The following is a 22,847-nucleotide window of genomic DNA, read 5'->3' on the forward strand; positions in this document are numbered from 1 at the left end:
CTCAACCACCCGCCTGTGCGCGGAAGGTGCTGCCCGCGTCCTGCTGGTACGGCATGCCCTGCCACTGCCCGAAGTCGAGGACCTGGCTGGGGTCGTGGGCGATGAACGTCCATGGTCCGACGTAGGCGTTGTCGTGCCAGCGGTTGTGCTGCTCAAGGGTGATCGCCTTGGCCACCCGGTCGCCCTGGTACGGCGACCAGTCCGGATAGGTGCCGTAGTTGGCCAGCACCGCCATGCGGTCGCACTTCACCGTGCAGTCGACGACGGAGGTGTCCAGTACGAAGCGGTTGTCGTGGATGTCCACCCGCTGGGTCTTCCAACGGCAGTCGGTGTAGAGCGGTGCGGTGGCGATCGCCGGCCGCGCGCAACGGTCGGGGTGCCGCACCAGCAACGTGCAGTCACCGGAGGAGGTGTTGGCCGGGCTGTTGCAGAACCGGTCGGCGTTTTCCCACAGGGTGATTCCTGACCAGTTGTTCTCCAGGACGTTGCGGTAGATCTCGATCTTGTCGGTGCGGGCTCGGATCCTTGGTTCGCCACCGGACTCGGACAAGTAGAGGGTCGCAAAAGGGAAGGTGTCGCCGCGGTCGGCTGCCTTGCGGCCCTCGACCCAGTTGTTCCGCCGGATCGTGTTGTTCCGGATGACCGCGTTGTAGCTGGCCTCGTAGATCAGCGCGGCACCGTCGTTGGCCTCGATCACGTTGTTCTCGATGCGGAAGTCGTTGTTGTCGGTGTCCGCCCACACGCCCGTTCCGTGGTTGGCGTGCACCCAGTTGCCGCGTACGTCGGCGCCGTTGACGGCCCAGAACTTCACGCCCCCGGTGCAGCCGCAGCCCGGCTGCCGCCGCTCCCAGTCGTCGGTGTTGTTGGACACGATCTCGTTGCCCTCGACCACCAGGCCGTTGATCGGGGCACCGCCCTTGTACGCGTTCATGCCGTACTGCCCGTTGCCGCGCAGGCAGTTGGCGCGGACCCGCTGATGGGCACCGGCCATCAGCCCGGCGCCGGAGTTGTGCTGGATCGTCGTGTGCTCGATCACCCACCCGTCGGCCGAATCATGGTTGACCACGCCCTCGTCGTGCGGTGCGACGAATCCCTGCACGGTCAGGTAGCGAAGGGTGACGTGGTGGGCGGTACCGCCGAATGCGTACTGGTTTTTTCTCCGGCCGTCGAGCACCGCGCCTGGCGCGCCGAGGTAGCGGTCCCCTTCCTTGGGGACGACCTGGGCGTAGCGGTCCGGGTCGAGCCGGTGCCGGCCCGGTCGAAGCCAGAACGTGGTGTTCGGGGGGCTGCTCTTGGTCTTCGCTGCCAGGTCACCGACCACCGCTGGGTCGATGGTCACCGCGCCCGCCGGCGCCGTGGTCGGCCCGGCCGCGGGCTTGGCACACACCCGGGCCACGGATGTGGACAGCGCCCCGGACGTGGTGGGCGCTGCGGTCGGCTCTGCTCGGCCGTCGTGCGCGCTCTCCTCGCAACCGGTCGATGCCAGCAGGGCCAGCGCCAGCGGTGCCGCCGCCAACGCCCGGTGCCGCCTCGTGAATCCCACGCGCCCCCCTAGCCGTGGAACCTGAGCACGGTGGTGAACTCCTCCGCGTCGTCGGCGAAACCGGTGCCGACCAGCGTGGTGGTGGGTTCCTTGCGCCCGAAGCCGGGGGAGTACCAGCCGAGCGGCGGGTCACTCTCGCCGCGATGGGCCCGCCAGTTCAGCTGCCCGGGCAGGTCGAGCACCGCGGAGCGGTCCTCGCCGTCCCGGCTCCAGGTGAGCACCGCCCGGTGGTCCACCAGGTCCGCGGCGATCGTCGGGCCGAGGTGGAACGCCAGGCGTGCGGCCCGGCGCGGGCCGCGCACCTCGTCGACTACCCTCAACTCCCTGCTGGCGGCCGTCAGTTCCACCCGGCGGCGGTGCACGGAGCGTTGGTAGCCGTCGTGCTCGGCGCACCAGGTGGCCGTCCCCTCGTGGGAGGCGCCGGAGGTGTCCGCGGTCAGGACGCGGCTGCGGGCCTGCCGGGTCCACAGGAACGGGCCGCCGGAGACGGACTGGTCGTGGCCGTCCAGCTGCAGGGTGTTGTGGCCGAGGGTCGACCGGAAGTACCGCCGCCACTCGGGCTGCCCGTGGTAGCAGAACGTCCCCGGGTCGGCGAGCACGTCGACCCCGTCGTGTCGGATCTCCACGGACAGCGCGTCCGCGTGGGCATGCGCGGCGATGGACAAGAAGCCGTGCGGGCCACCGTCGCAGCGGCACCAGATCCCTGCCGGACCGCGCAGGATGGTCATGCCCGCGTCGGCGAAGTGGGCCGGTCGGCTCGCCGGGCGGGTCACGGCCGCAGCGGTGCCGTTTTTCGCGTACGGCCTGATGAGTGCGGCCAGTAGCGGGGTGCGCACATCGGTGCCGGTCACCGTCGGCCACCAGGCGAGCCGACCGAACACGGCGTCCCCGGTGGCCAGCAGCGAGGCCCAGCGGTCGGTGCCCGCGCCGTCCACGACGAGTCCGTGCCCGTCGTCCGCGTCCCCCTGGCGCGGCGGCCGCAACCGGCCGTCCACCACGGCCGCGAGCGCGTCGGTCATCCGCAGCAGCACCAGCCGGATGGACGCGGGGACCGGCCTGCCCGCGGCATCCGCCTCGGCCACCGCGGCCAGGCCGAGCTCCAGTACGAGTCCGTGGTACTCGGTGGCCAGTTCGCGGTTGAGGCCGGAGGGGAAGGTGTTGCTGCGCAGGTGCCGCTCCAGCGACCGCAGCGCGCCGGCCCGCCAACGCGCCGAGGAGGGGAACCATCCGAACGCGCTGGCCGCGGTGAACTGCCCGGCGGCCTCGGCGATGACGTGGTTGTTCGCCGAGGACCCCCGGCTGGGGAAGGCGGCCAGCCAGCGCTGGTGGTGCCAGATCTGGTTCAGCGCCACCGGGTTGTCCTCGAACAGCGTGGCCGCGTCCGGCCAGCCGTCGAGCAGCCGGCGGATCCACACCCAGGAGAGCAGCCGGATGCCCAACTCGATGCCGCTGATCCAGTGCACGCCGCACAGCGGTGGGTTGGCCGCCCACCACGACCGCAGGTGCTCGGCCACACGCTCGGCGTACCGCTCGTTCCCGGTGATCGCGTAGGCGGCGGCGAGCACGGTCAGGTGCTGATGCCGGGACAGCTCCCAGATCTGCTTGATGTCCCCGACCGCGTCCTCGTTGCGGTACGGCACGTCGAAGGCGTAGCCCCGCGGAGCTCGGCGCCCGGTCTTGGGGTCGTACGACCAGTCCGGGTCCGCAAGGTCGTCGCGGCCCACCCCGAAATACTCGGCGTGCCCTGCCAACAGCTCGTCCGCCTCGGCGATCAGACGTTTCGCGGCGTCTGGTGGCACCGCGGCGATCGCCCCGGCGGGCAGTACCGCGGTGAAACGGGCGCCAATCACGTTCGGGCAGGGGGGCAGCGTCGACCGCCATCGTCGCCTGCGCACCGCGTCGCCCACCCGGCCGCCGACCTCCCGCGGTCCCATCCGGGACAGCCGCCGCAGGTACCAGCCCGCGCTCCCCGAGCTCACCGTCACCGCGCCCTCGCCAACGTCACGGGCGCGCCGCCGGCCAGGCCGGCCTGTACGGCGAGGGTGGCCGCCGTGGTGGCGACCAGCGACTCCAGCGCCACGGGCATCGGCCCGCCGGTCCGCACGGCCTTGATGAACGCGGCCAGTTCGGCGGACTGGCCCTTGTCCCGGGCCTTGGGCAGCCGCGAACTGACCCACCGCTTGCGGCCGTACACGGCGGCACGGACGAAGTCGTCGAGCCGCAGCACCTTGCCGTCCGCGACCAGGTCCAGCGTCTCCTTGGGGAAGCCGGGTGCGCCGGTGGTGACGTAGCTGATGGTGGCGGTGGAGCCGTCCGGATAGCGCAGCACGACCTGGAGGTCCTCGTTGCCGGCCGTGGCGACCGCGTACACCGAGACCGGGTCGGCCGCGAGCAGCCAGCTCGCCGTGTCGATGAAGTGCCCGCCCTCGCCCGCGAACCGCGAACCCTCGGTGCCCTGTTGGAGGTACCAGCTGCTGTGCTGCAGCCGGCCTGCGTTCACCAGGTAGCGCAGGCTCGCCGGACCGGTCCGGGCGCCGAACCGCCTCCTGGACTCGTTCAGCAGTGGCGCGAACCGGCGGTTGAAGCCCACCTGCAGCCGGTCGTTGCCGGACTCCTTGACCGCCGCGAGCACGCCGGCCAGTTCGTCCTCGGTGAGCGCCAACGGCTTCTCCACGAACACCGCCTTGCCGGCCAGCAGCGCCCGTTGGGTCAGTTCGGCGTGCGAGCTGTGCCGGGTGACCACGAACACCGCGTCGATGGACGGGTCGCCGAGCACGGCGTCGAGATCGGTGGTGGCCTCGGCGAAGCCGAACTTCCGCTGCGCGTTGGCCGCGGACAGCGCCGTCGTGGTGACGACGGTCGACAACTCGACGCCGTCGCGCTGTGCCAGGTGCGGCAGCAGCATCGACGTCGCGTAGTTTCCCGCGCCGACGAACGCCAGCCGCACGGGCGCCTTGACGGACCGCCGGGACGGGGTGGACTCTCTGCCGCTGCGCCTGTTCACCGCGGGCACGGCCACGGTCGGGGCCGGGGCCTCCGCTTCCCCCGCGTGTTCGGGGTACCGGAACAGCACGGCCACGGCCCTCAGTTCACCGTCCTTCAGGCGCCGGTACGTCTCGACGGCGTCATCGAAGTCGGCGATGTGGGAGACCAGGGGCTCCACGTCGACGCTGCCGCGGGCGAGGAGATCGAGGAAGCACGCCAGGTTGCGGCGCTCGGTCCAGCGCACGTAGCCGATCGGGTAGTCCCGCCCCTCCAGCTCGTACTCCGGGTCGTAGCGCCCGGGGCCGTAACTGCGGGAGAACCGGACGTCGAGCTCCTTCTCGTAGTAGGCGTTCCACGGCAGGTCCAGGCGGCACTTGCCGATGTCGACGACCCGGCCGCGGTCCCGGCAGAGCCGGGCGGCCAGTTCGACGGGTTGGTTGCTGCCGCCGCCGGCGGCCAGGTACACGTGGTCCACGCCGTGACCGTCGGTGAGCTCGGCGACGACGGCTTCCACGGCCGCGGACGCGGGGTCGCCGCAGGCCGCGGCACCCAGGCGTTCGGCGAGCTCGCAGCGCACCGGGTCGGGGTCGACCCCGACCACGCGGACGCCCGAGGCGGCAAGGAGTTGCACCACCAACTGCCCGATCAGCCCGAGGCCGATGACCAGCGCCACGTCGCCGAGTTGTGACTCGCCGCGGCGGACGCCCTGCAACGCGATCGACCCGACGGTGCCGAAGGCCGCGTGGCGCGGTGCGAGGTCGTCCGGCACCCGGGCGTAGAGGTTCTTCGGCACCCAGTTCAACTCGGCGTGCAGCGCGTGCTCATTGCCGGCGCAGGCCACGAGGTCGCCGACCTTCACCTCGTCGATCCCGGTGCCGACCTGCTCGACCACCCCGCACAGCGAGTAGCCCAGCGGCGTGTAGGAGTCCAGCTTGCCCATCACCTTGCGGTAGGTGGCGGGCACCCCGTTGGTGGCCACGCTCTGCATGACCTTGGCCACCTGGTCCGGCCGGGAGCGGGCCTTGCCCAGCATCGACATGCCGGCCTCGGACACCTTCATGAGCTCGGTCCCGGTGGATATCAGCGAGTAGGCGCTGCGGACCAGCACACCGCCCGGCTTGCACCCCGGCACCGGCACGTCGAGCACCGCCAGCTCGCCGCTCTTGTAGTTCTGCACGACCTGTTTCACCCAAGTCCCCTTGTTTCTACGCCGTCTGCTATGCCGTCAGGCGAGACCCGGAGGTCGCGCCGCGATACCAGTGTTCGAGGGTCAGTACGTGCCACAGATGCTTGGAGAAGTCCCGCTGTCCGGCGGCGTCCTCGGCGACGAGCCGCGCCAGTGCCTCGCGGCGCAGGAACCCGGAACGTACGAGCTCGCCGTCGTGCACCACCTCGCGCACCAGCGGTGCCAGATCCCGGCTCATCCAGGCGCGCAGCGGGGCGCTGAACAGGCCCTTGGGCCGGTAGACGATCTCCCGGGGCAGCACCGAGGTGGCCGCCTCCTTGAGGACCGCCTTGCCCTGCCGCCCGACGATCTTGCGATCGCCGGGCACGGCGAACGCCGCCCTGACCACCTCGACGTCCACGTACGGCACCCGCACCTCGGTCGACGCGGCCATGCTCGACCGGTCCGTGTACGCGAGGTTCAGACCCGGCAGGAACATCCGGGTGTCGCCCAGGCACATGCGGTTGACGAAGTCGTCGAGGTCGTTGTCCTGGTAGACGTCCGCGTGCTCGGTCAACACGTCCTGGACCACCCCGGCCAGATCCGGATGGACCAGGGCGAGCAACTCCTCCTGGTCGTACATGGTGTAGCTGCGCCGGAACGCGGTCTCCTCCGGCAGATCGGCGAAGGACAGGAACCGCTTCGCGAAGCGCACCGACCGGTACCCCCGACGGGAGGTGGCGACCGGCAACCGGTCCACCGCCCGCGACAGGCCCCGCCGCAGGGGCCGCGGGACGCGTTGGTAGCGCAGCGCGAGCAGGTTGGCCAGGTGCTTGCGGTATCCGGCGAACAGCTCGTCGGCACCCATCCCGGAGAGCATCACCTTGATCCCGGCCTCCCGCGCGGCCGCGCAGATCAGGAACGTGTTGATCGCGGCGGGATCGCCGATCGGCTCGTCCAGGTGGTACGTCATCTGCGGCAGCAGGCCGAGCACGTTCGGAGCGATCTCGATCTCGTGCAGGTCGACGCCGAACCGCTCGGCCACCCGCCGGGCATAGCGCAGGTCGTCCGGCATCGCCTCGAACCTGGCGTCCTCGGCGCGGAACCCGATCGTGTAAGCGGAGATGCCGGGTTGGTGGCGGGCCGCCAGCGCGGTCAGGTAGCTGGAGTCCAGCCCGCCGGAAAGAAAGGTCGCCACAGGCACGTCGGAGAGCAGGTGGCGCCGGGTCGACTCCTCGACGAGGGCAGCGACATCCGGTCGCTCGCCGGCCCGGGCCCGCTCCCGGCCCTCGGCGGCGACGTCCCGAAGGCGCCAGAACCGGCCGCGCTCCACCCGGCCGTCGGGCCGGCACCGCAGCCAGCTCCCCGGCGGCAGCTTCTCCGCCTCGCGAAACGCGCACCGCGAGTCCGGCACCCAGTAGTAGAGCAGCGAGGCCACCAGCGCCGCATGGTCCACCTGCAGCGACCCGCCGGTCGCGGCGGCGAGTGCCTTGAGCTCGGAGGCGAACGCCAGGCCCGCTCCGCGCCGGAGCAGGAACAGCGGCTTGATGCCCAACTGGTCACGGGCGAGGACCAGTTCACCGGTTCGCTCGTCGAAGATCCCGAACGCGAACATGCCGCGCAGTCGCGGCAGGCACCCCGTGTCCCAGCGCCGCCAGCTCTCCAGCACCACCTCGGTGTCGGAGGTGCCGCGAAAACGCACCCCGGAGGCTGCCAACTCGGCGCGCAGTTCGGGTGCGTTGTACAGCTCGCCGTTGTACGTCAGGGCGAGGCCGCCCGAGACCATCGGCTGGGCGCCGGTCTCGGACAGGTCGATGATGGCCAGCCGGCGGTGTCCGAGGTGCACTTCGCCGTCACCGGCGGGGTGGCTGTACCGGCCCGCCCCGTCCGGACCGCGGTGGGCGAGGGTGTCGGTGAGTCGGTCGGTCACGACCTTCCCGTCCGGCCATCGGTAGGTCCCTGCGATGCCACACATCTCCTACCGTGCCTCCTGGTCGTTGTCGGGGATCCGTCCCCGAGCTCTCAACGTCGTTCGAGCAGGGGAGGCCCCACTGGCCCACATCGGCTGCCGCTCCGCCTGCTGCCGGCCCGTCTCGTTCTGCCGGGCGGAGCGCTGGCCGTGCCCCCGCAGCGCGATGTGCAGCCCGTCCCACAGCGTGCCGTCGGTCCGGTCCCGCGGATCGGGGTCGATCAGCACCACACCGATCACCGCAACGCACTGGTCCGCGAGCTGCCGCGCCACGGTGTGCAGCCACGCGGCGCTGCCGTGCCCGGCCCGCACGACGAGCACGGTCTGGCTACCGAGGTGGCGCAGGTCGGTCCACGCCGTGCCGGGCGCGACCGAGCCGACGCCGAGCCGGTGCCCCGGATCCGGCACCGCCGCGGCACGCGCGCCGTCGACCACGGCCGGACCTCCCGGCCTCTGGCGGCTGTTGGCGAGCTCCGGGCCCGGCAGACCATCGACGATGACCACCGGCCCCTGCGTCTCCAGTGCTCCGGCGAGGTCCAGGGCGATCACCACCGTGCTGCGCGCACAGCCCAGTTCCAGCAGCGACACCGGTTCCGCGCAGCCGCGCACGGTACGGGCCAGGGTCGTGGTGAGCCGTTCGCGCGCCGCCCGGGTCCGGCGGCGCTGCCACCGCCTGCCCGACCGGCGGGGCAGCTCAGCGATGACCGAGGCGCCCAGGTTCGCCGCGATGTCCCGGCGCAACACGGGGCGGTCCGCCACCACCACGCCGACCGTGGCCAGCGCGAGCCCGAGGACGAGCCCGAGGACGAGCCCGATCGCGGCGTCGGTGGCAACGGTCCTGGGCAGGGGGTGTCGCACCGCGTGCGGGGCGTCCACGATCTGTGTGCCCGCGACGAGTTGGGGCGTACCGAGGCGCGCCTCCGCGGCGCGCCGGCCGAAATCGGTGATCTGTGAGGTGAGTTCGGCCCGGCGGGCGAAGAGCGACTCGGTGTTCGCCGACGCCTTCGGTCCGCTCTTCGACGATCCGTCTCCGATCGACCTGTTGACCTGGGCGAGTTCGTCCCGTGTGCGGTCACGTTGGTCGAGGAGGGTCTTGGCCTCGGCGTTGGCGGCGTCCTGGATCCGCCTCACATGGTCCGCGACGAAGGCATCGGCCAGCGCCTTGGCGCGGGCCACCGCCTGCGCGTCGCTGTCACCTGTCACATCGATCTGCAGCAGGTTGTTGGTCAGGCCGGTGCCCCGGTAGTCCGGGATGAAGTCTTCCGGTTTTTCCGGGGACTTGAGGGACTGCAGGGCCTTGCCGGCGATCTGCGTGGTCTGCAGCAGCTCGGCGTCGGTGCGGATCAGTGTCCCGGTGTCGTTCGGTTGGTCCGCCTGATGCGCGACCAGCACCTTGGTCACCGCGGCCGGTTGCGGCGGCAGCAGGACCGCCACCGCCGCGCCGACCAGCAGCCCTACCAGTGCCATCGAGCACCAGAGGCGGCGGCGCCTGCGCACCGCCACCACCAGCGCCTGCAGGTCCAGCAGCGGAGCAGCGGTCGACGACTGCGAAGTCTTGCCCGTCGTCACACCGAGCCTCCCCTTGCGTGGCTGCCCACCGCGAGCGCGGGAGTGGCGTCGTCCGGAGGATGGCCGGCAGACCGTGTCGGACGGGCCCGGACCGTGCCGGCGACGACGGCGCCGACGACCTCATGCCGTGCGTCCGCACACGCCTCGGCGATGCCGGCGAGCTCCTCTGCGGTCCAACTGCCCGCACTGAGCACGACCAGGGCACCGGACTCGGTGCCGCGGTCCGGCACCATCGGCTGGGTCACCGAAACTCCCACCACCCGCAGCAGCGGACCGCTCTCGGCCTCGGCGACGAGCTGCCCGGCGGCCCGACGGGCCACCTCGTCGCCGTCCGGCACGACAACCAGCAGCCGCCGGGGGGCCGGCAGTTGGTCCCGGAGGCGCTCGCACACCCGCCGGTAGCGGATTCTCCCGCCGGCCTCATCGCCGGACACCCGCGGGGTCGGCATGTCCCAGCGGGCATCGATGCCCAACAGCCGGCGGATCCAGGCCCGCGGGCCACGGCCGGTCGGCCGGTGCGCGGGCCGTTCACCGGGTACGTCGACGCTCCCCAGGAGCGTTGAGCCCAGTGCCGCGGCGATCTCCGGCCCGGTGCGGAGTCGGCGATTACCACGTGCGGCGGCGAGATGGCCGATGATCGCGAGCAGGAAGAACAGCAGCGCCCCGGCGACGATGAGCTGCGTCCTCGTCGGCGGTGCCTCGCCGGTCGGCCGGGCCGCCGGCCCCATGACGACCATGCCGGCCGTGCTGGTCGCCGGGCCGGCCTGGTCCAGTTTCTTCATGGCCTCCTGCAGCGCGGTGCGCAGCTTCTCCAGTTCGGTGCGGGCCTGCACGCCCTCCACGGTCTGCCCCGGGTCGGCGGCATTGGCCAGGTCGGTGATGCGGCGGTTGGACTGCTCCACCTTCTGTCGCAGTGCCTCGGCCCCCGCAGCTGCGTCGGGGGCGGTGTTGTTGTCGCCCGCGATCCGCGCGGCGAAGGTGACGAACTGCCGGGCCAACTCGTCGGAGAGCCGCTGCGCACGCTCCGGGGTGTCGGCCGTACCCGAGATCTTGACGATGTTCCCGTCGGCGGCCGTGGCGCTCACTCGATCCCGTAGCTTGCCGCCGCTGACGGCCGTCCAGCCGAGGGCGGCGGCCGCGCGGTCGAGTACCGCCGAACTGGTCGCGATCTCCGCCTGGGTCAGCAGCTCGCGCTCCTCCCGTTGTCCCGGCAGCAGTACCGATGCGGATGCCGTGTAGCGCGGTGGGAACACCACCGAGGTGCCGTAGCCGACGAGCGCACCCACCACGGCGAGGGCGGCGAGAAGTCGCCAACGCCGACGGAGAATCCGCCCGATCGTGGCCAGGCGTATCGTGTCATCGCTCAACGGCGCGGCCTCTCCTCCGGGCCGAGTTGCCCGCCGACACCGGAGTGCGGTCACGGCAGGCAGCGGCGTAGGCGGCGAGCAGCGACGCCTGCGAGTTCCGCCAGGAAAGCTGCCCGCTGATCCGCTCCTGGCCGATCTCGCCCATCCGGGCCCGCTTTTCCGGATCGTCCAGCAGCAGCGCGATGAGCTTGGCGAATCCGGCCTCGTCGTTGTCGGGCGCGTAGAGGGCGGCGTCACCGGCGGAGACCCGCGCTTCCCGGAGGTCGAACGACACGACGGGCCGGCCCATCGCCATGTACTCCAGGACCTTGTTCATGGTCGACACGTCGTTGAGCGGATTGCGCGGGTCGGGGGAGAGGCACACGTCCGCGGTGGACAGGTAGCGCACCAGGTCGGCGTCCGGAATGCGCCCGGTGAACTCCACCTGCCCGGACAGCCCGAGCCGCCGCGACAGTGCCACCATCGCGTCGAACGCGTCGCCGGCGCCGACGAAGACCGCGTGCCAGTCGGTCCGCCCGAGTTCGTCGCGCAGCTTCGCAAGGGCCCGCAGTGCGTAGTCGACGCCGTCCTGCGGGCCCATGACGCCGAGATAGCACAGCAGATGGGGCTTGCCGCGCTTCAACTCAGGCTCGGGCGGCACCGGTTGGAACCGGTCGGTCTGCGGAGCGCTGCGCACCACGAAGACGTCCGCCGGCCGCTTGCCGCCACGGCGTACCGCGACGTCCCGGTAGCTCTCGTTCGTGGCGAGCACGACGTCCGCGGCCCGGTAGGTCAGCCGTTCCAGCGCGCACACGGCGCGGTAGAGCAGGTCTTCGCCGCGGTCGAACCGGGAGAGGTACAGCTCGGGTACCAGGTCGTGCTGGTCGAAGACGAACCGCGCGCCGCGCCGCTTCAGCCACAGAGCCGGCACGAACAGCAGGTCGGGCGGGTTGCAGGCGTGGACCACGTCGACCGCGCCCACCTTGCGGGCCAGTCGGGCCGTATGCCACAGCGCCGATCCGTACTCCCGCAGGTAGCCGGCCGGCCCTCCGGTGGCCGCCCGCAACGGGTAGCGGTGGATCCGCACCCCGTCGATCAGCGCCTCCGGCTCCGTGTCCCGCTTCTCCCCCCGGGGGCAGATGACGTGCACCTCCCAGCCCGCGTCGCGCAGCGTCGTGCACTCCTGCCACACCCGCCGGTCGAACGGCACCGACAGGTTCTCCACCAGGACCAGCGCGCGCCGGTTCGACCGGTCGCCGCTGGCCGTGTCACCAAACGATGTGTCACCAAGCAAGGCCCATGTACCCCGGTTCGGCCCGGCGCGCCTCGGCGTCGGGAAGGTGGATGAGGTCGACTATCACCGGGCCGTCGCCATGGGGCAGCGCAGACAGCACGGCCGGATCCCTGGTCCCGACCAGACATACCTCGGAGTGGGCCAGCACCTCGTCGACGGAATCGGCGAGCAACTGCGCGAGGTGTGGCAGCCGGGTCTCGATGTACTCGCGGTTCGCGCCGAGCAGCCGGGACAGGCTCACGTTGGCGTCGTAGATCCGCAGGTCGTAACCCTTGCCGAAGAGTCTCTCCGCCAGCTCGACGAGCGGGCTCTCGCGAAGGTCGTCGGTGCCGGGTTTGAAGGACAGCCCGAACAGGCCCGCCCGGCGCTTGCCGGTGCGCTCGACCAGGTCCACCGCGCGTTGCAGGTGGTCGGAGTTGGAGGGCAGTACGTGGGCGAGGATGGGCACCGATACGTCGGCCCGCTGCGCCGCGTGGACCAGGCTGCGCAGGTCCTTGGGCAGGCAGGAGCCACCGAAGGCGAAGCCGGGCCGCAGGTAGGCGGGGCTGATGTTCAGTTTGCGGTCGGCCAGGAAGACGTCCATCACCTGGTGCGAGTCCACCCCGAGTGCCTGGCACACCGCGCCCAACTCGTTCGCGAAGCCGACCTTGAGGCCGTGGAACGCGTTGTCCGCGTACTTGATCGCCTCGGCCGTCGGGACCGGCACCCGGAACACCTCGCCGGGCAAGCCGTCGTACAGCGCCGTCACCGCATCGCCGCTGGCCCGGTCGAGCTCGCCGATGACGGTCTTGGGCGGGTCGAAGAAGTCCCGCACACTCGTGCCCTCGCGCAGGAACTCCGGGTTGACCGCGACCCCGACGTCCACCCCGGCCGTGCCGCCGACGGACTTCTCCAGGATCGGTACCAGCAGGTTCAGACAGGTGCCCGGGAGCATGGTGCTGCGGAACACGACGGTGTGCCGCCCGCTGCGCCCACCGCGATCCGCCAGCGCGGCGCCGATCTGCTCGGTGACCCGCTCCAAGTACGTGGTGCACAGGCTGCCGTTGGGCTCCGACGGCGTGCCCACGCAGACCAGTGACACCTCGCTGCCCGCGACCGCCGCGCGGACGTCACCGGTGGCGCGCAACGCTCCGGCCCGCACGACCTCGGCGGTGAGCTCGCCGATCCGCTCCTCGACCACCGGGGCCCTGCCGGCGTTGACCAGGTCCACCTTCACCTGGTTCACGTCCACCCCGATGACCTCGTGCCCCATGCTGGCCAGGCACGCGGCCGACACACAGCCCACGTAGCCGAGCCCGAAAACGCTGACCCTCATGACCCGTCCCTCCCCCCAGGCAGGCCCTCCCGGCCTGCGGTCCGCACGACAACTGGACGACGTTCCCCGCGCATCAGTAGGCCCCCTGCCCGTAGAGCACCGCACGCAGCGTCTTCCACAAGATCACTGTGTCCAGGGCGAGCGACCAGTCCTCCACATACCGCAGGTCCAGCCGGACCGCCTCCTCCCACGACAGGTCGCTGCGTCCGCTGATCTGCCACAGGCCGGTGAGCCCGGGCTTGACCAACAACCGCCGCCGGATGTCCGGGCCGTACGCAGCGGACTCCTCCGGTAGCGGGGGCCGCGGGCCGACGAGCGACATCGATCCGGTCAACACGTTGAGAAGTTGCGGGAGTTCGTCGATCGAGTACCGGCGCAGCACCGTTCCCACCCGGGTCACCCGTGGATCCCGGCGGAGCTTGAACAGCAGACCGGCGCCCTCGTTGCGGTCGGCCAGTTCGGCACGTGCCCCTTCCGCCCCGGCGACCATGGTGCGGAACTTGAGAATGGTGAACTCGCGGCCGTCCTTGCCGACCCTGCGCTGGCGGTAGAACGCCCCACCCCGACTGTCCACCAGCACGAGCAGCGCGACGAGCGCCATCAGCGGTGCGAACAGCATCAGCAGGATCGCCGCGCCCATCCGATCGACGACCTCTTTGACCGCCCGGCGCCCCCCGGTGAAGGTCGGCATGCTGACCCGCAGCAGCGGTATCCCGAGCACCGCGTCGACATGCAGCCGCGGGCCGGCCACCTCCATCAGCACGGGGGCCACGACCATCTCGGCGTCGCTGCCTTCGAGGTTCCAAGCCAGCCGCTGGAGGCGGTCCGGTGACCAGTGCGGGTCCGGTGTGACCGCGACGACACGGTAGCCGTCACGGTGTACGTGGTCTGCGACGTCCGCCAGTCGGCCGACGACGGGTACCCCGTCCAGTCGGTCACCGTCGGGCCCGAGTCCGTCCGTCGTGCACACCGCATCCACCCGCCAACCGAGGTGCGGGAACTTGCGGGTCCGGGTGATCAGGTCGTGCACGGTGGCCGGGCTCCCGGCAGCGAGCACCGGTCGCAGACACCGTCCTTCCTTGCGCTGTCTGTGCAGCCAGAGGCGCAGCAGATACCGCGCGGTCATGGTGATGATGGCGATCGCGGGGATCGCGACGAATATCCAGAGCTTGGTGTTGCGCGAGGCGAGGGCGATCCCGCCGAGCGCCAGTACGACGGTCGCCGTGAACAGTGAGCGTCCGAGCCGGCGGAATTCCTCGGCACCCTGGCCGAGCACGGCCGGAGCCCACGACCGGTTCACCGCAAGCGTCCCCAGCACCAGCAGCTCGGTGCCGAAGGCGAGAATTCCCCACTTCTCATGCCAGTTGGCCGCGTCCCGGGCCCCGAAGAACTTGCCGATCGCCGCCACGACGAAGGCGGTGGCCAGGGTGTCGCTGGTGATCACGGTACGGCGGTACCGCTGTTCCCAGTCAATCGCGGGCCGGCTGACTGCCCCGTTCGCCAGTCGCCTTCGTTCCGACGGAAACGGGCTGACTAATCCCCCCTGCCGCACAGGACCCCCCAGGTCACCAGTGGTTCGACGTGTTCGCCCAACACTGTTCCTCCCCCCGGGAGGCCCCCGCCCTCCCGTACTGTTTCGCCCCTCAGGAGGCCCACGCCCCCCTGCGCATGACATCCCGACTTATTGCAGCGCTACTTGAACAACGCACCCTGGCGGCAGCGGACTTGACTGTCCTGCCAGTCACTCGATCGAGGTGTGCGGGAACGCATCGAAACCTTGGGTGCTCCCCGGACCCAAGCCCCCCTTCGGGCCTAAGAACTGATCACTCTCAAGTCTGGCGCCGGGCATGCGACTGCTGGCTGTCCGTAGCGCCGGGCCTGTAGATCATTACTGGTCTTCTCGTGCCCGACCCGCTGAAGCACGCACAATCTAGAACATCGGAGCCGGCATGTAAGGGGAATGTGTGTAACTTGTGCTCGGCTTTACACTTAACCTGCCGATCAGTAATGGTCTACAGCCACTTTGACACCACCACACACTCCAACAACCGGCCCGGGCACCTGGGCGCGGCTTCCGCCCGGCAGCGATCGGCGCGTTGCAGCGGGTCTTCCACGGCGCCCAACTCGCCCACGGCTCCGGGCTGTTCGTGCCCACGGCGGGCCGCCGCGGGCACGCAAGGCGGGCGGGACGATCGACCCACACAACGAGGCACACGCCTTGGTCGTGTCGGTGATTGGCGGCACCTTCACAAGCGACCGCGACCGCCGCAACGCCCGGGTGCATACCCCGACGTCGGCCCAGGCACTGATCGAAAGGGCCGCGGACAAGAACAACGGGTGCTCGAAGCGCGGCGGCAAGTCTGATCAACTCGGCGACGCCCGTTTGACGCTCGTCGACTCGCATGGCCTGGCCGGAAGGCGCGAAGGCAGGAGCCGGCCTGGGGGCTACCCGGCAGGAGCCGATTACGCATCTTGCCGATTACGCATCATGTGAAGTGCGTGGTGATCGTGGAGTTCCGCCGGAAGGCGTCGCTGACCTCGGGGCTCGGAGAGTGTGCAGAATGCGCGCGGTGCGCGGTGTGGGAGATGCCTTGACGCGGAAACGATGCTCTCGATGGCGCATTGACGCTCATCCAGTAGCTCAGGTTTCCTTCGCCCAGTTCGCCAGCAACGCGAAATCGTCGGCGGTCAGGCCGATTCGAGGGTCAACTCGGTGGAGGAGGGCTGCGCCTGAGTGGTGCGCTTGGGTCCACGCGCGATCGGCGTCGGTGATCTGGTCGTCGACCCATGCGAACGGGTGGCCCTGTGCCCAGGCGACGATCTCGGGTGTCTTCCAGAACACGCCGTTGTCCGGCTGGTACCGCGGTTGGGTCCACGAGATGAATGGGAGGGTGGGCAGTCCCAAAAGGGGCGCGAGGAAGTCGTTGGCCTCTTCTTCCCATGTCGTCGCCCAGACCAGGTCATACAGCACCGGCCGCATCAGCCATCCACCCCCTGGGATCTTCCCTGCAGGTTACCGATGGATGCCAGTGAGCCCCAGCGAATTTCCTCCCGGAACGGACTACCCAACGGTGGGGTGGCGCCTCGCCATCGTCGGAGCCGCCTACCTCCAAGCAGCCCCACGACTTCGAACTCGGCCACCGGCGCGTCGTCGTACTCGTCCGGTTCCGGTCCTCTGTGGTCAGGGACTGCGCCCTCGGACCGTGACTGCGCGAGCCGGCCGTTCGCGAGTTCCTTCGTCGGACCCGCACTGAACTCGGAGTCGCTGCCTGACGATTGCTCCAGCGAGTTGGGGTCTGGTGCCGTAGGAGCGACGAGACGTCGTGTGGAGTGATCTGGGGGCAACTGCTCGGGGAGAGTGCCTGCCTCGCCGCATTCTCCCTCGGTCGCCGAGGCTCGGCGGCTGATGGCCATGGTGCTGCCAGACGCGGCCCACGCCGACTGGCGGACGCGGGTGCCGCCGTTGCCTTGCACTTCCCCAGGGCTGCGTGGGTAGGTACCAGGTTGCCCATCGGGCTGCTGAGGAACAATCGCGTCAACTGCCCCCAGTCGATACCGACGCCCCTGCGTGCCTCCAAGCTGCAAGCCCTGGGTCATGAGCCGGAAGTAGTCGCTCGCTCACGGACCAGGGCCTTGCAGCTTTGGGGCTCTTCCCGGATCTCCCTCACCTGGAAGTCCATCTCTCTGAACTGGGGTGTTGCTGCGACCACTTGAACGGAAGCGATGGTGAACGGCGCCGTTCTGCTGCTCTCGGCGTGCCAAGGGTCAGCCAGTGAAGGCGTCGGCCTTGACGGCCAAGATGAAGGAGGAGAAGGAGGAAGGCGAGAAGACGAGGACGGGGCCCTCCGGTGCCTTGCTGTCCCGGACCGGAACGACGTCAGCCGTAGCAGCCGAAGCGGGTGAGTCGGACGACCCGTCCCACACCCGCGACCGCTTCGGTTGGTTCGTCGAGAGATGGTCCGCCCGCCCGGGATTCGACTGCGTCGTCGGCTGCGACGACGGCGAACCCGTCGGCTTCGGATACGGCGCCCCGGCCGCCGAGGGACACGAGTGGTGGCGCGGATCCCTCGATCCGGCGCCGGCCGATCCGCGGACCTTCGCCCTGTCTGAGCTGATGGTTCGGTCGCAGTGGCGGAAGACCGGTATGGCGCAGCAGCTGCACGAAGCCCTGTTGGCGGAGCGTCCCGAAACCTTGGCTGCGCTCCTGGTCGACTCCGACCACCCGAAAGTGGAGGCCCTGTACGAGTCTTGGGGGTATCGGAAGGTCGGGAACCAGCAACCGTTCCCGGACTCCCCGAACTTCACGACCATGCTTCGGCCGCTGACCGTCTGAGCGACGTCCACCGCGACGGCTGCTCGTCCTCGAACCTGCCGTACTCACCGCGTTGCGGTTGTTCTTGGCGTCGACGGCCAGACCTCGATCGCGTGGCGTCGGGCCATCCGCCGAAGTCGGACGCCGCCCACGGCGCAATCCCCGTGATGGGCGATCGGCCGCGGCGCGGCGGACCTCGTCGTCGCAGCCACCGGTCGAGAACGGTGCTCGATCACAATCCGGTGGCCAGCCAGACGGTCACGGCCGCGGTAACGATGAGCCCTACGTTGAGTGCGATCCGGCGGTCTTCGCCCGTCAGGTGGAGAGTGAGCGCGCTGGCCTGCAGGAGTACGAAGCCGACGGCCGCTGCCGGCGCCAGCGAGGGGGCGATGCCGGTCAGCGGCGGCAGGACCAGACCGGCCGCGCCGAGTATCTCGACCGTTCCCAGTGCCCTGACGGCAGGCAAGGGGATGCGGTCGACCCAGGCCATCATCGGTCGGAGTTGATCGCGGCTGCGGATCACCTTCAGCGTGCCTGCGTAGAAGTAGAAGAGGGCGAGCAGTCCCGCGACGATCCAGTAGACGATGTTCATGGTTCCCGTTCATGGGCCACCGGTTCACGGGGCCCGTCGATTGCGTCGATTGGTAGAAGAGCCCTGATGACGGCCCGGTCCGTCGTCCGAAGGAGCCGGACGTCGAAAGGCGGCAGTGCCACCGCCCTGCCGGTCGAGTAGAGGACGGCCGGGCCGGGTGGTGCTTCGCCGTCGGCTTCAGGCGAGGTCGGCGGCGGGCTCGGTCGCGTAGCGGTTCATCACGGCGATGTTGGTCTGTGGCGTCAGCGGCCGGCCGCTGACGCTGAGCACCTCCTGGAGGTCCCGGAAGTACTGCACGTACAGGTCCGGGGTGAACGTGCTGAGCATGACGGCGGGTTGGTCGGTCACGTTGGCGAAGGTGTGCGGGGTGCCGGGTGGGATCAACGCGAACGTGCCCGTGGTGGCGTCGTAGTCCTCGTTCCCGACGGTGAACCGCACGGTGCCGGAGAGGACGTAGAAGCCCTCGTCGTGTTCGCCGTGGCGGTGCTGGGGCGGTCCCTGGGTGTGCGGGGCGAGGATGGACTCGGTGATCGCGAGGCGGTGTTCGGTGTGGCTGCCGTGGCTCCAGGACCCGCCTCCCGAGGTGGTGAGCCTCTGCTGCCCCATCACGCTTACCGAGCCAACGAATGCCTGGACGTTATCGAAGAGCGCCAGGGCCACCCTCCGGATGCATCAGCACCGGCTTGCCCAACCGCCGGCCGATCTCCCGAAGAAGGCCGCAGAACACATCACGTCGTTCCTGGCTCCACAACTCCCCAAAAAACAGAGCGACGTCGAATTCGGCTTCGCCACTGACGTGCCTCTCCACCTGGGCCAGCAACTCACCAGTGCAGAATCGAAGTTGACCCCACTGCCCCTGTTCCGCTTTCTTTGGCCGGACCTCGGATCTTTCCATGGCCGGCCCTCAGATACGGACAAGGTTGGCCCACCGCTCCGGGATCCGGCCGACACAGGGGAACACCAGGTCGGGCCGTCTTCTCGGGATGAATCTGAGCTCGCGGCGCCGGGCTGTCGCGCACGATCCCTGGAGCGGTGTGGCGGCGCGGCGGGGGAGGGGGCAGGGCCCAGCCGTCCCCCGCCGTTAGGTGAGAGGTGTCGGTCAGCCGCAGATGGGGTTGACGGCGAGGTCGTCGACGTTGACCGCGTAACCGTCGCAGCCACCGCGGATGTTGGAGAAGTGGAACTGCAGGTGCGGCCGGGCCACGAGTGGCTTGACCAGCGAGACGTACTGGTAGGCGGCTCCGTGCCCGGCGTCCTGCAGGATGCTGTACGCCTCGTCGGGGGTCAGGCCGGCCTGGTCGGTGATCGGCATGACGCCCGCCCACGACGAGGTGTGGTAGATCGGCTGGTCGATCTCGCCGCCGAGAGTGGCGTGGAGTTCGAGCGACTTGATGCGGGACGCGGAGTTGTTGGTGTTGTAGACGAGCCGCCAGTCAGTCACCTGCGACATGTCCTGGGTCTTGCCGCTGGGCGAACTGCCGTCGGCCACCATGAGGGTGGCGTGGGGGAACGTCGTGTGGACCTCGTCCGCGGCCGCGTCGAGGAGTTGCTGCAGGGACAGTTGGTCCGCGGTCTTCACTCCATGGCTGACCGGCGTGGCTGCGGAGGCGGGCGTGGTTGCCTGTGCCGCACCGGTCCCCGCTATGCCAGTCACCGCGAGTCCGCAGGCGACGACAACGGCTGCGACACCGTTCCTGAGCTTCATTGACTCTCCGTTCTGTTCGGAAGGGGACGCGCTCGTCTGGCCTCGCGTCGGCATGGGGGTGGCGAGTTGCCTGGACCACCGACAGGAAGCCTTGAACGAGCGCCGCCCAACCATTCCGGGACGTTGAGTGCTGGCTCAAGGGCGAGAAGTTGTCATGGTCATCGGGCGGTGGCGCGGGCAAGGAGGCTGAATTCGGTGCTGATGTCCGTCTCAACGCCACCGTGATGCAAACGCGTTGTTGCCCACAGGCAGGATCGCAAGCCTCACAGCGCTGCGGGACACGGCCGTCCGCCCGGGATGGGCTCACATGCCTGGGGCGAAGAGCTCGGTCAGGCCCACGCCATGCAGAACGACGCCGACGAACGCCCCTCAGCCGCGGTCGCGAAAGCCACCTCGCAGCGGTCAATAGCCCAACCCGGCCCACCTGCTACGGACGGACACATGACGAATGTCCTGGCGCCGTGCACGACCGATTCTGCACGCCTTGAGTCGGGGTTGCGTCGCGGGCGTCGACTCGAACAAGGGGGCCATGTGGGTACGTTGTGGCGATACTGACAGGGTGCCTGGTGCTGCGAAGTCGATGATGAGCGCGCGATGTGGAGGGCTGCGGCGATATCGACCGACCGCCCCTGAGGTTCTCGACAGGCACCGGAGCGCGAGCAGTTGACACGGTGGGCTGGGCCGTCTGTGGTTGCCCGGCCGGACTGGAAAGCGGCAACGCGCCGCGCTTTCCCGAAATCGGCAGGATTTTCTGTACATCGGCAGCGTTGTCCGCCAGGAAGCTGCCGCACTCCACACAAGCCGGACCAGTCCGACCGATGGCAGGATTCCGTACATGAGCATTACAACGGAGGTGACGTGCCGGTCTTCCCGGAGGAGCACCCTCTGGTCATTCGTCGGGCTTGGGGCGATCGGGCTGGGCCTGGCCGTGGTACGCGTGACGTATGGCGGCACGATCCTGGATGTCTTGGTGGGCATCGGCGTGCTGCTGGCGCTGCTGGGCATCGTGTCGCTCTTCACGGTTGCCGCCGAGCTGACCGCCGACGCACATGGCCTGCGCTTCCGGAAGCTGCTGCGCCGCCGGAGCATACCGTGGCGTGACGTCGCGGACGTGCGGGTACGCCTGTTGCACGCGAACAACCCCCGGGTCAGCGAGGTCCGCCGCGTCAGCCTGCTGCTACGGGACGGGCGCACGGCGCTCCTGCCTCTCCCACAGGACGTTTCGGGGTACGCCTCTGACTTCGATGCGAAGTTGGAAGCGCTCCGCGCACTGCACCGCGAGTTCGGAACCCCGCAATCGGAGCACGTCCCCGTCGTCTCGTACCGCACCGCGGGGAGGGGCTGGGTCGGCTCGCTGGCCGGATGCGCGCTGCTGCTCGTGTTGGCGGGCGCGACCGCATGGTTCGTGCCCACCACCGCGTCGTACGCGCAGGCGTGGAAGTCGGCCGCCCCGTGCACCGCAGCGACGCCCGCCAAGGATCGCAGCGAGTGCCTGACCACCCGGCCGGCCGTGATCGCGCGTACCGAGGTCAACCCGCCCAAGCGCAGCAGCTGGTTGTACTTCACCGAGAACCAGCCGCTGAGGCGCCTTGAGGTCTCCCACGACGCGGCCTCGGGATTCCAGTCCGGTGCACGCGTCGAACTGACCATCTGGCGCGGCAAGGTGATGGAGATCGCCGGGGAGCACTACGTGTGGCGCGACCACGTCCCCACCGGCGGCTCGGTGGCCGTCGTCGCGGCAGCGTTCGCTCTGGCCGCGGGCTACCCAGGAGCCCAGGTACTGCTGCGCCTGCGCGGGCGCCGGCTCCCTGACGACGAAGTCCTGCCGTCGGCCCTTCCGTTCGCGGGCGCGCTCGTCGGTACCGCCCTGTGGCTACTGCCGCTCTGCTACTTCCACTCCACGACCCTGCTCGACTCTCCCGTCGCGATCACGTGGGCGATCGCCGGCTCACTGTGCACGCTGGGCCTGTTCGCCTTGGCCTGGCGTGCCACTCGCGTCCAGACACCCAAAGAGGTCGCGACGGCCGAAGGGACTGCCGAGGAACCCTCCGCCGACGAGGACGTGTTTGTGGCCGCCTGCTTCCTGGAGCACACCGACTACAACCCGTACCACTTCGGCACCCACATCGTCCTGGGCGGCGGCCCGCTCGCGGTGACACCCCACGCCGGCCCGGGCCGGTTCGCGGCGAAGCGAGTGCCGGTGGAGCGACTTACCGTCAAGAACGTGCGGCGTGCACGCGGTAGCGACGGCCAAGGGATCCCCAGAAGCTGGCACATCGCCGAACTCGATGACGCCGGCGTACCAGTTCGCCTCGCGGCCGCCCCGGAGGACCTGACCCGCGTCATCCGCGAACTGGCCCCCGCGAAAACCCCCGCACACAGCACGACCTCCGAGGGTTCCGACGATCCTGACCGGCCGCACTGAACTGCCAGTTGGGCAGTAATTGGCCAGCGGGGATGCCAGGCCACTTGAGAGAGCGGAGGCTCAGGGGGCTCAAGTGACCTGGCTCTTGCGGAAGTTTCGCGCGCAATGGAGTCAGAACCCTCGGTAGAGAGGACCTGGATTCCGAGAGTGGTGCAGAGCCGCGCGCATCGTCGACGCAACTCGGCCCCGATGGATTACTCGACGGCAACGCCAGCAGGCGACGGCTTTGGCCGAGGGTCAGCAAGGGTGTCGTCAGTATGCATAAGGGCACTGCCCAGAGATCCCGAGAGCGCCGCTACCTGGGAAGGCTCCCGCCAGCCCAACTACACAGCCTTGAACGCCTCGGCTATGCCGATGGTGCTCGTTTTGGGGCGGTGGCTTGACGACTTCCGCGTGGCCCAGAGCGATGGCGTGGAAGCACAACGCTGGCACTTCCCGGAGCCATCCAGCCTCCGAACAGGACGGTACGTCAACTGCTGGCAACCGCTCACTGCGACCGTCTGCGTACCAGCGGTCCCCGGCAGGCGATTACCGACGGGTCCGTGAGTGCGTGGCCTAAAGTGTCAGACCGCGTCCGAGACGACGAATCTGGAGCGCGGGAACTGCTCCGTGGTGGCACCGTGCCAA

General features: G+C 69.8%; 17 protein-coding genes. 3 read left to right on the top strand and 14 right to left on the bottom strand.

Features of this window, described 5'->3' with window-relative positions:
* Nucleotide 1: 1 nt before the first annotated feature.
* The 9 genes from ACIQU6_RS04750 to ACIQU6_RS04790 all read right to left on the bottom strand — a co-directional run bounded on the left by ACIQU6_RS04750 (nt 2) and on the right by ACIQU6_RS04790 (nt 14,738).
* Nucleotides 2-1,543 (bottom strand): right-handed parallel beta-helix repeat-containing protein, encoded by a 1,542-nt coding sequence (locus ACIQU6_RS04750; RefSeq protein WP_403480182.1) that lies wholly within the window; start codon nt 1,541-1,543, stop codon nt 2-4.
* 8 nt (nt 1,544-1,551) lie between these two features.
* Entirely contained in the window at nt 1,552-3,477 is a 1,926-nt protein-coding gene (locus ACIQU6_RS04755) for an alginate lyase family protein (RefSeq protein WP_403480315.1), read from the bottom strand.
* Between the two features lie 47 nt (nt 3,478-3,524).
* The gene (locus ACIQU6_RS04760) at nt 3,525-5,717 is read right to left on the bottom strand and encodes a bi-domain-containing oxidoreductase (RefSeq protein ID WP_403480183.1); all 2,193 of its coding nucleotides are present in this window, start codon (nt 5,715-5,717) and stop codon (nt 3,525-3,527) included.
* Nucleotides 5,718-5,745: 28 nt separating this feature from the next.
* Nucleotides 5,746-7,668 carry an asparagine synthase (glutamine-hydrolyzing) gene (gene asnB / locus ACIQU6_RS04765; protein WP_403480184.1) on the bottom strand — a complete coding sequence of 641 codons (1,923 nt, stop codon included), beginning with the start codon at nt 7,666-7,668 and terminating at the stop codon, nt 5,746-5,748.
* A 3-nt stretch (nt 7,669-7,671) separates the two neighbouring features.
* A complete protein-coding gene (locus ACIQU6_RS04770) occupies nt 7,672-9,231 on the bottom strand; it encodes a Wzz/FepE/Etk N-terminal domain-containing protein (protein ID WP_403480185.1) in 1,560 nt (519 codons plus the stop codon).
* The gene (locus tag ACIQU6_RS04775) at nt 9,228-10,598 is read right to left on the bottom strand and encodes a Wzz/FepE/Etk N-terminal domain-containing protein (protein ID WP_403480186.1); all 1,371 of its coding nucleotides are present in this window, start codon (nt 10,596-10,598) and stop codon (nt 9,228-9,230) included. The genes ACIQU6_RS04770 and ACIQU6_RS04775 overlap by 4 nt, the downstream gene beginning before the upstream one ends.
* Nucleotides 10,588-11,871 carry a glycosyltransferase family 4 protein gene (locus tag ACIQU6_RS04780; RefSeq protein WP_403480187.1) on the bottom strand — a complete coding sequence of 428 codons (1,284 nt, stop codon included), beginning with the start codon at nt 11,869-11,871 and terminating at the stop codon, nt 10,588-10,590. Before ACIQU6_RS04780 ends, ACIQU6_RS04775 begins: the two co-directional genes overlap by 11 nt.
* Entirely contained in the window at nt 11,861-13,186 is a 1,326-nt protein-coding gene (locus tag ACIQU6_RS04785) for a nucleotide sugar dehydrogenase (RefSeq protein ID WP_403480188.1), read from the bottom strand. Before ACIQU6_RS04785 ends, ACIQU6_RS04780 begins: the two co-directional genes overlap by 11 nt.
* A 73-nt stretch (nt 13,187-13,259) precedes the next feature.
* Nucleotides 13,260-14,738, bottom strand: a complete 1,479-nt coding sequence (locus ACIQU6_RS04790; protein WP_403480189.1) for a sugar transferase — start codon at nt 14,736-14,738, stop codon at nt 13,260-13,262.
* Between the two features lie 666 nt (nt 14,739-15,404).
* On the opposite strand from ACIQU6_RS04790, the gene ACIQU6_RS04795 reads away from it, so the two are divergent.
* The gene (locus ACIQU6_RS04795) at nt 15,405-15,680 is read left to right on the top strand and encodes a hypothetical protein (protein WP_403480190.1); all 276 of its coding nucleotides are present in this window, start codon (nt 15,405-15,407) and stop codon (nt 15,678-15,680) included.
* 147 nt (nt 15,681-15,827) lie between these two features.
* Here ACIQU6_RS04795 and ACIQU6_RS04800 read toward each other — a convergent pair whose 3' ends face one another.
* Nucleotides 15,828-16,166, bottom strand: a complete 339-nt coding sequence (locus tag ACIQU6_RS04800) for a hypothetical protein (RefSeq protein WP_403480191.1) — start codon at nt 16,164-16,166, stop codon at nt 15,828-15,830.
* 785 nt (nt 16,167-16,951) lie between these two features.
* Complete coding sequence (locus ACIQU6_RS04805) at nt 16,952-17,110, bottom strand: DUF397 domain-containing protein (protein ID WP_403480192.1); 159 nt, start codon at nt 17,108-17,110, stop codon at nt 16,952-16,954.
* On the opposite strand from ACIQU6_RS04805, the gene ACIQU6_RS04810 reads away from it, so the two are divergent.
* Nucleotides 17,040-17,519 (top strand): GNAT family N-acetyltransferase, encoded by a 480-nt coding sequence (locus ACIQU6_RS04810; protein ID WP_403480193.1) that lies wholly within the window; start codon nt 17,040-17,042, stop codon nt 17,517-17,519. The two genes, ACIQU6_RS04805 and ACIQU6_RS04810, sit on opposite strands and share 71 nt — an antisense overlap.
* Before the next feature lie 211 nt (nt 17,520-17,730).
* Here the strand turns inward: ACIQU6_RS04810 and ACIQU6_RS04815 are convergent, their stop codons facing one another.
* The 3 genes from ACIQU6_RS04815 to ACIQU6_RS04825 form a co-directional block, all read right to left on the bottom strand.
* Nucleotides 17,731-18,090, bottom strand: coding sequence for a DoxX family protein (locus tag ACIQU6_RS04815; RefSeq protein WP_403480194.1), 360 nt, complete (start codon nt 18,088-18,090; stop codon nt 17,731-17,733).
* Between the two features lie 177 nt (nt 18,091-18,267).
* Nucleotides 18,268-18,696, bottom strand: coding sequence for a cupin domain-containing protein (locus ACIQU6_RS04820; RefSeq protein WP_403480195.1), 429 nt, complete (start codon nt 18,694-18,696; stop codon nt 18,268-18,270).
* A 493-nt stretch (nt 18,697-19,189) separates the two neighbouring features.
* On the bottom strand, nt 19,190-19,795 hold the full coding sequence (locus tag ACIQU6_RS04825; RefSeq protein ID WP_403480196.1) for a hypothetical protein: 606 nt from the start codon (nt 19,793-19,795) through the stop codon (nt 19,190-19,192).
* An 835-nt stretch (nt 19,796-20,630) separates the two neighbouring features.
* Here ACIQU6_RS04825 and ACIQU6_RS04830 point away from each other — a divergent pair.
* Complete coding sequence (locus tag ACIQU6_RS04830; protein WP_403480197.1) at nt 20,631-22,220, top strand: PH domain-containing protein; 1,590 nt, start codon at nt 20,631-20,633, stop codon at nt 22,218-22,220.
* The last annotated feature ends 627 nt before the right edge of the window (nt 22,221-22,847 follow it).

Source organism: Streptomyces sp. NPDC090442 (assembly GCF_044769405.1).
Classification (GTDB): domain Bacteria; phylum Actinomycetota; class Actinomycetes; order Streptomycetales; family Streptomycetaceae; genus Streptomyces.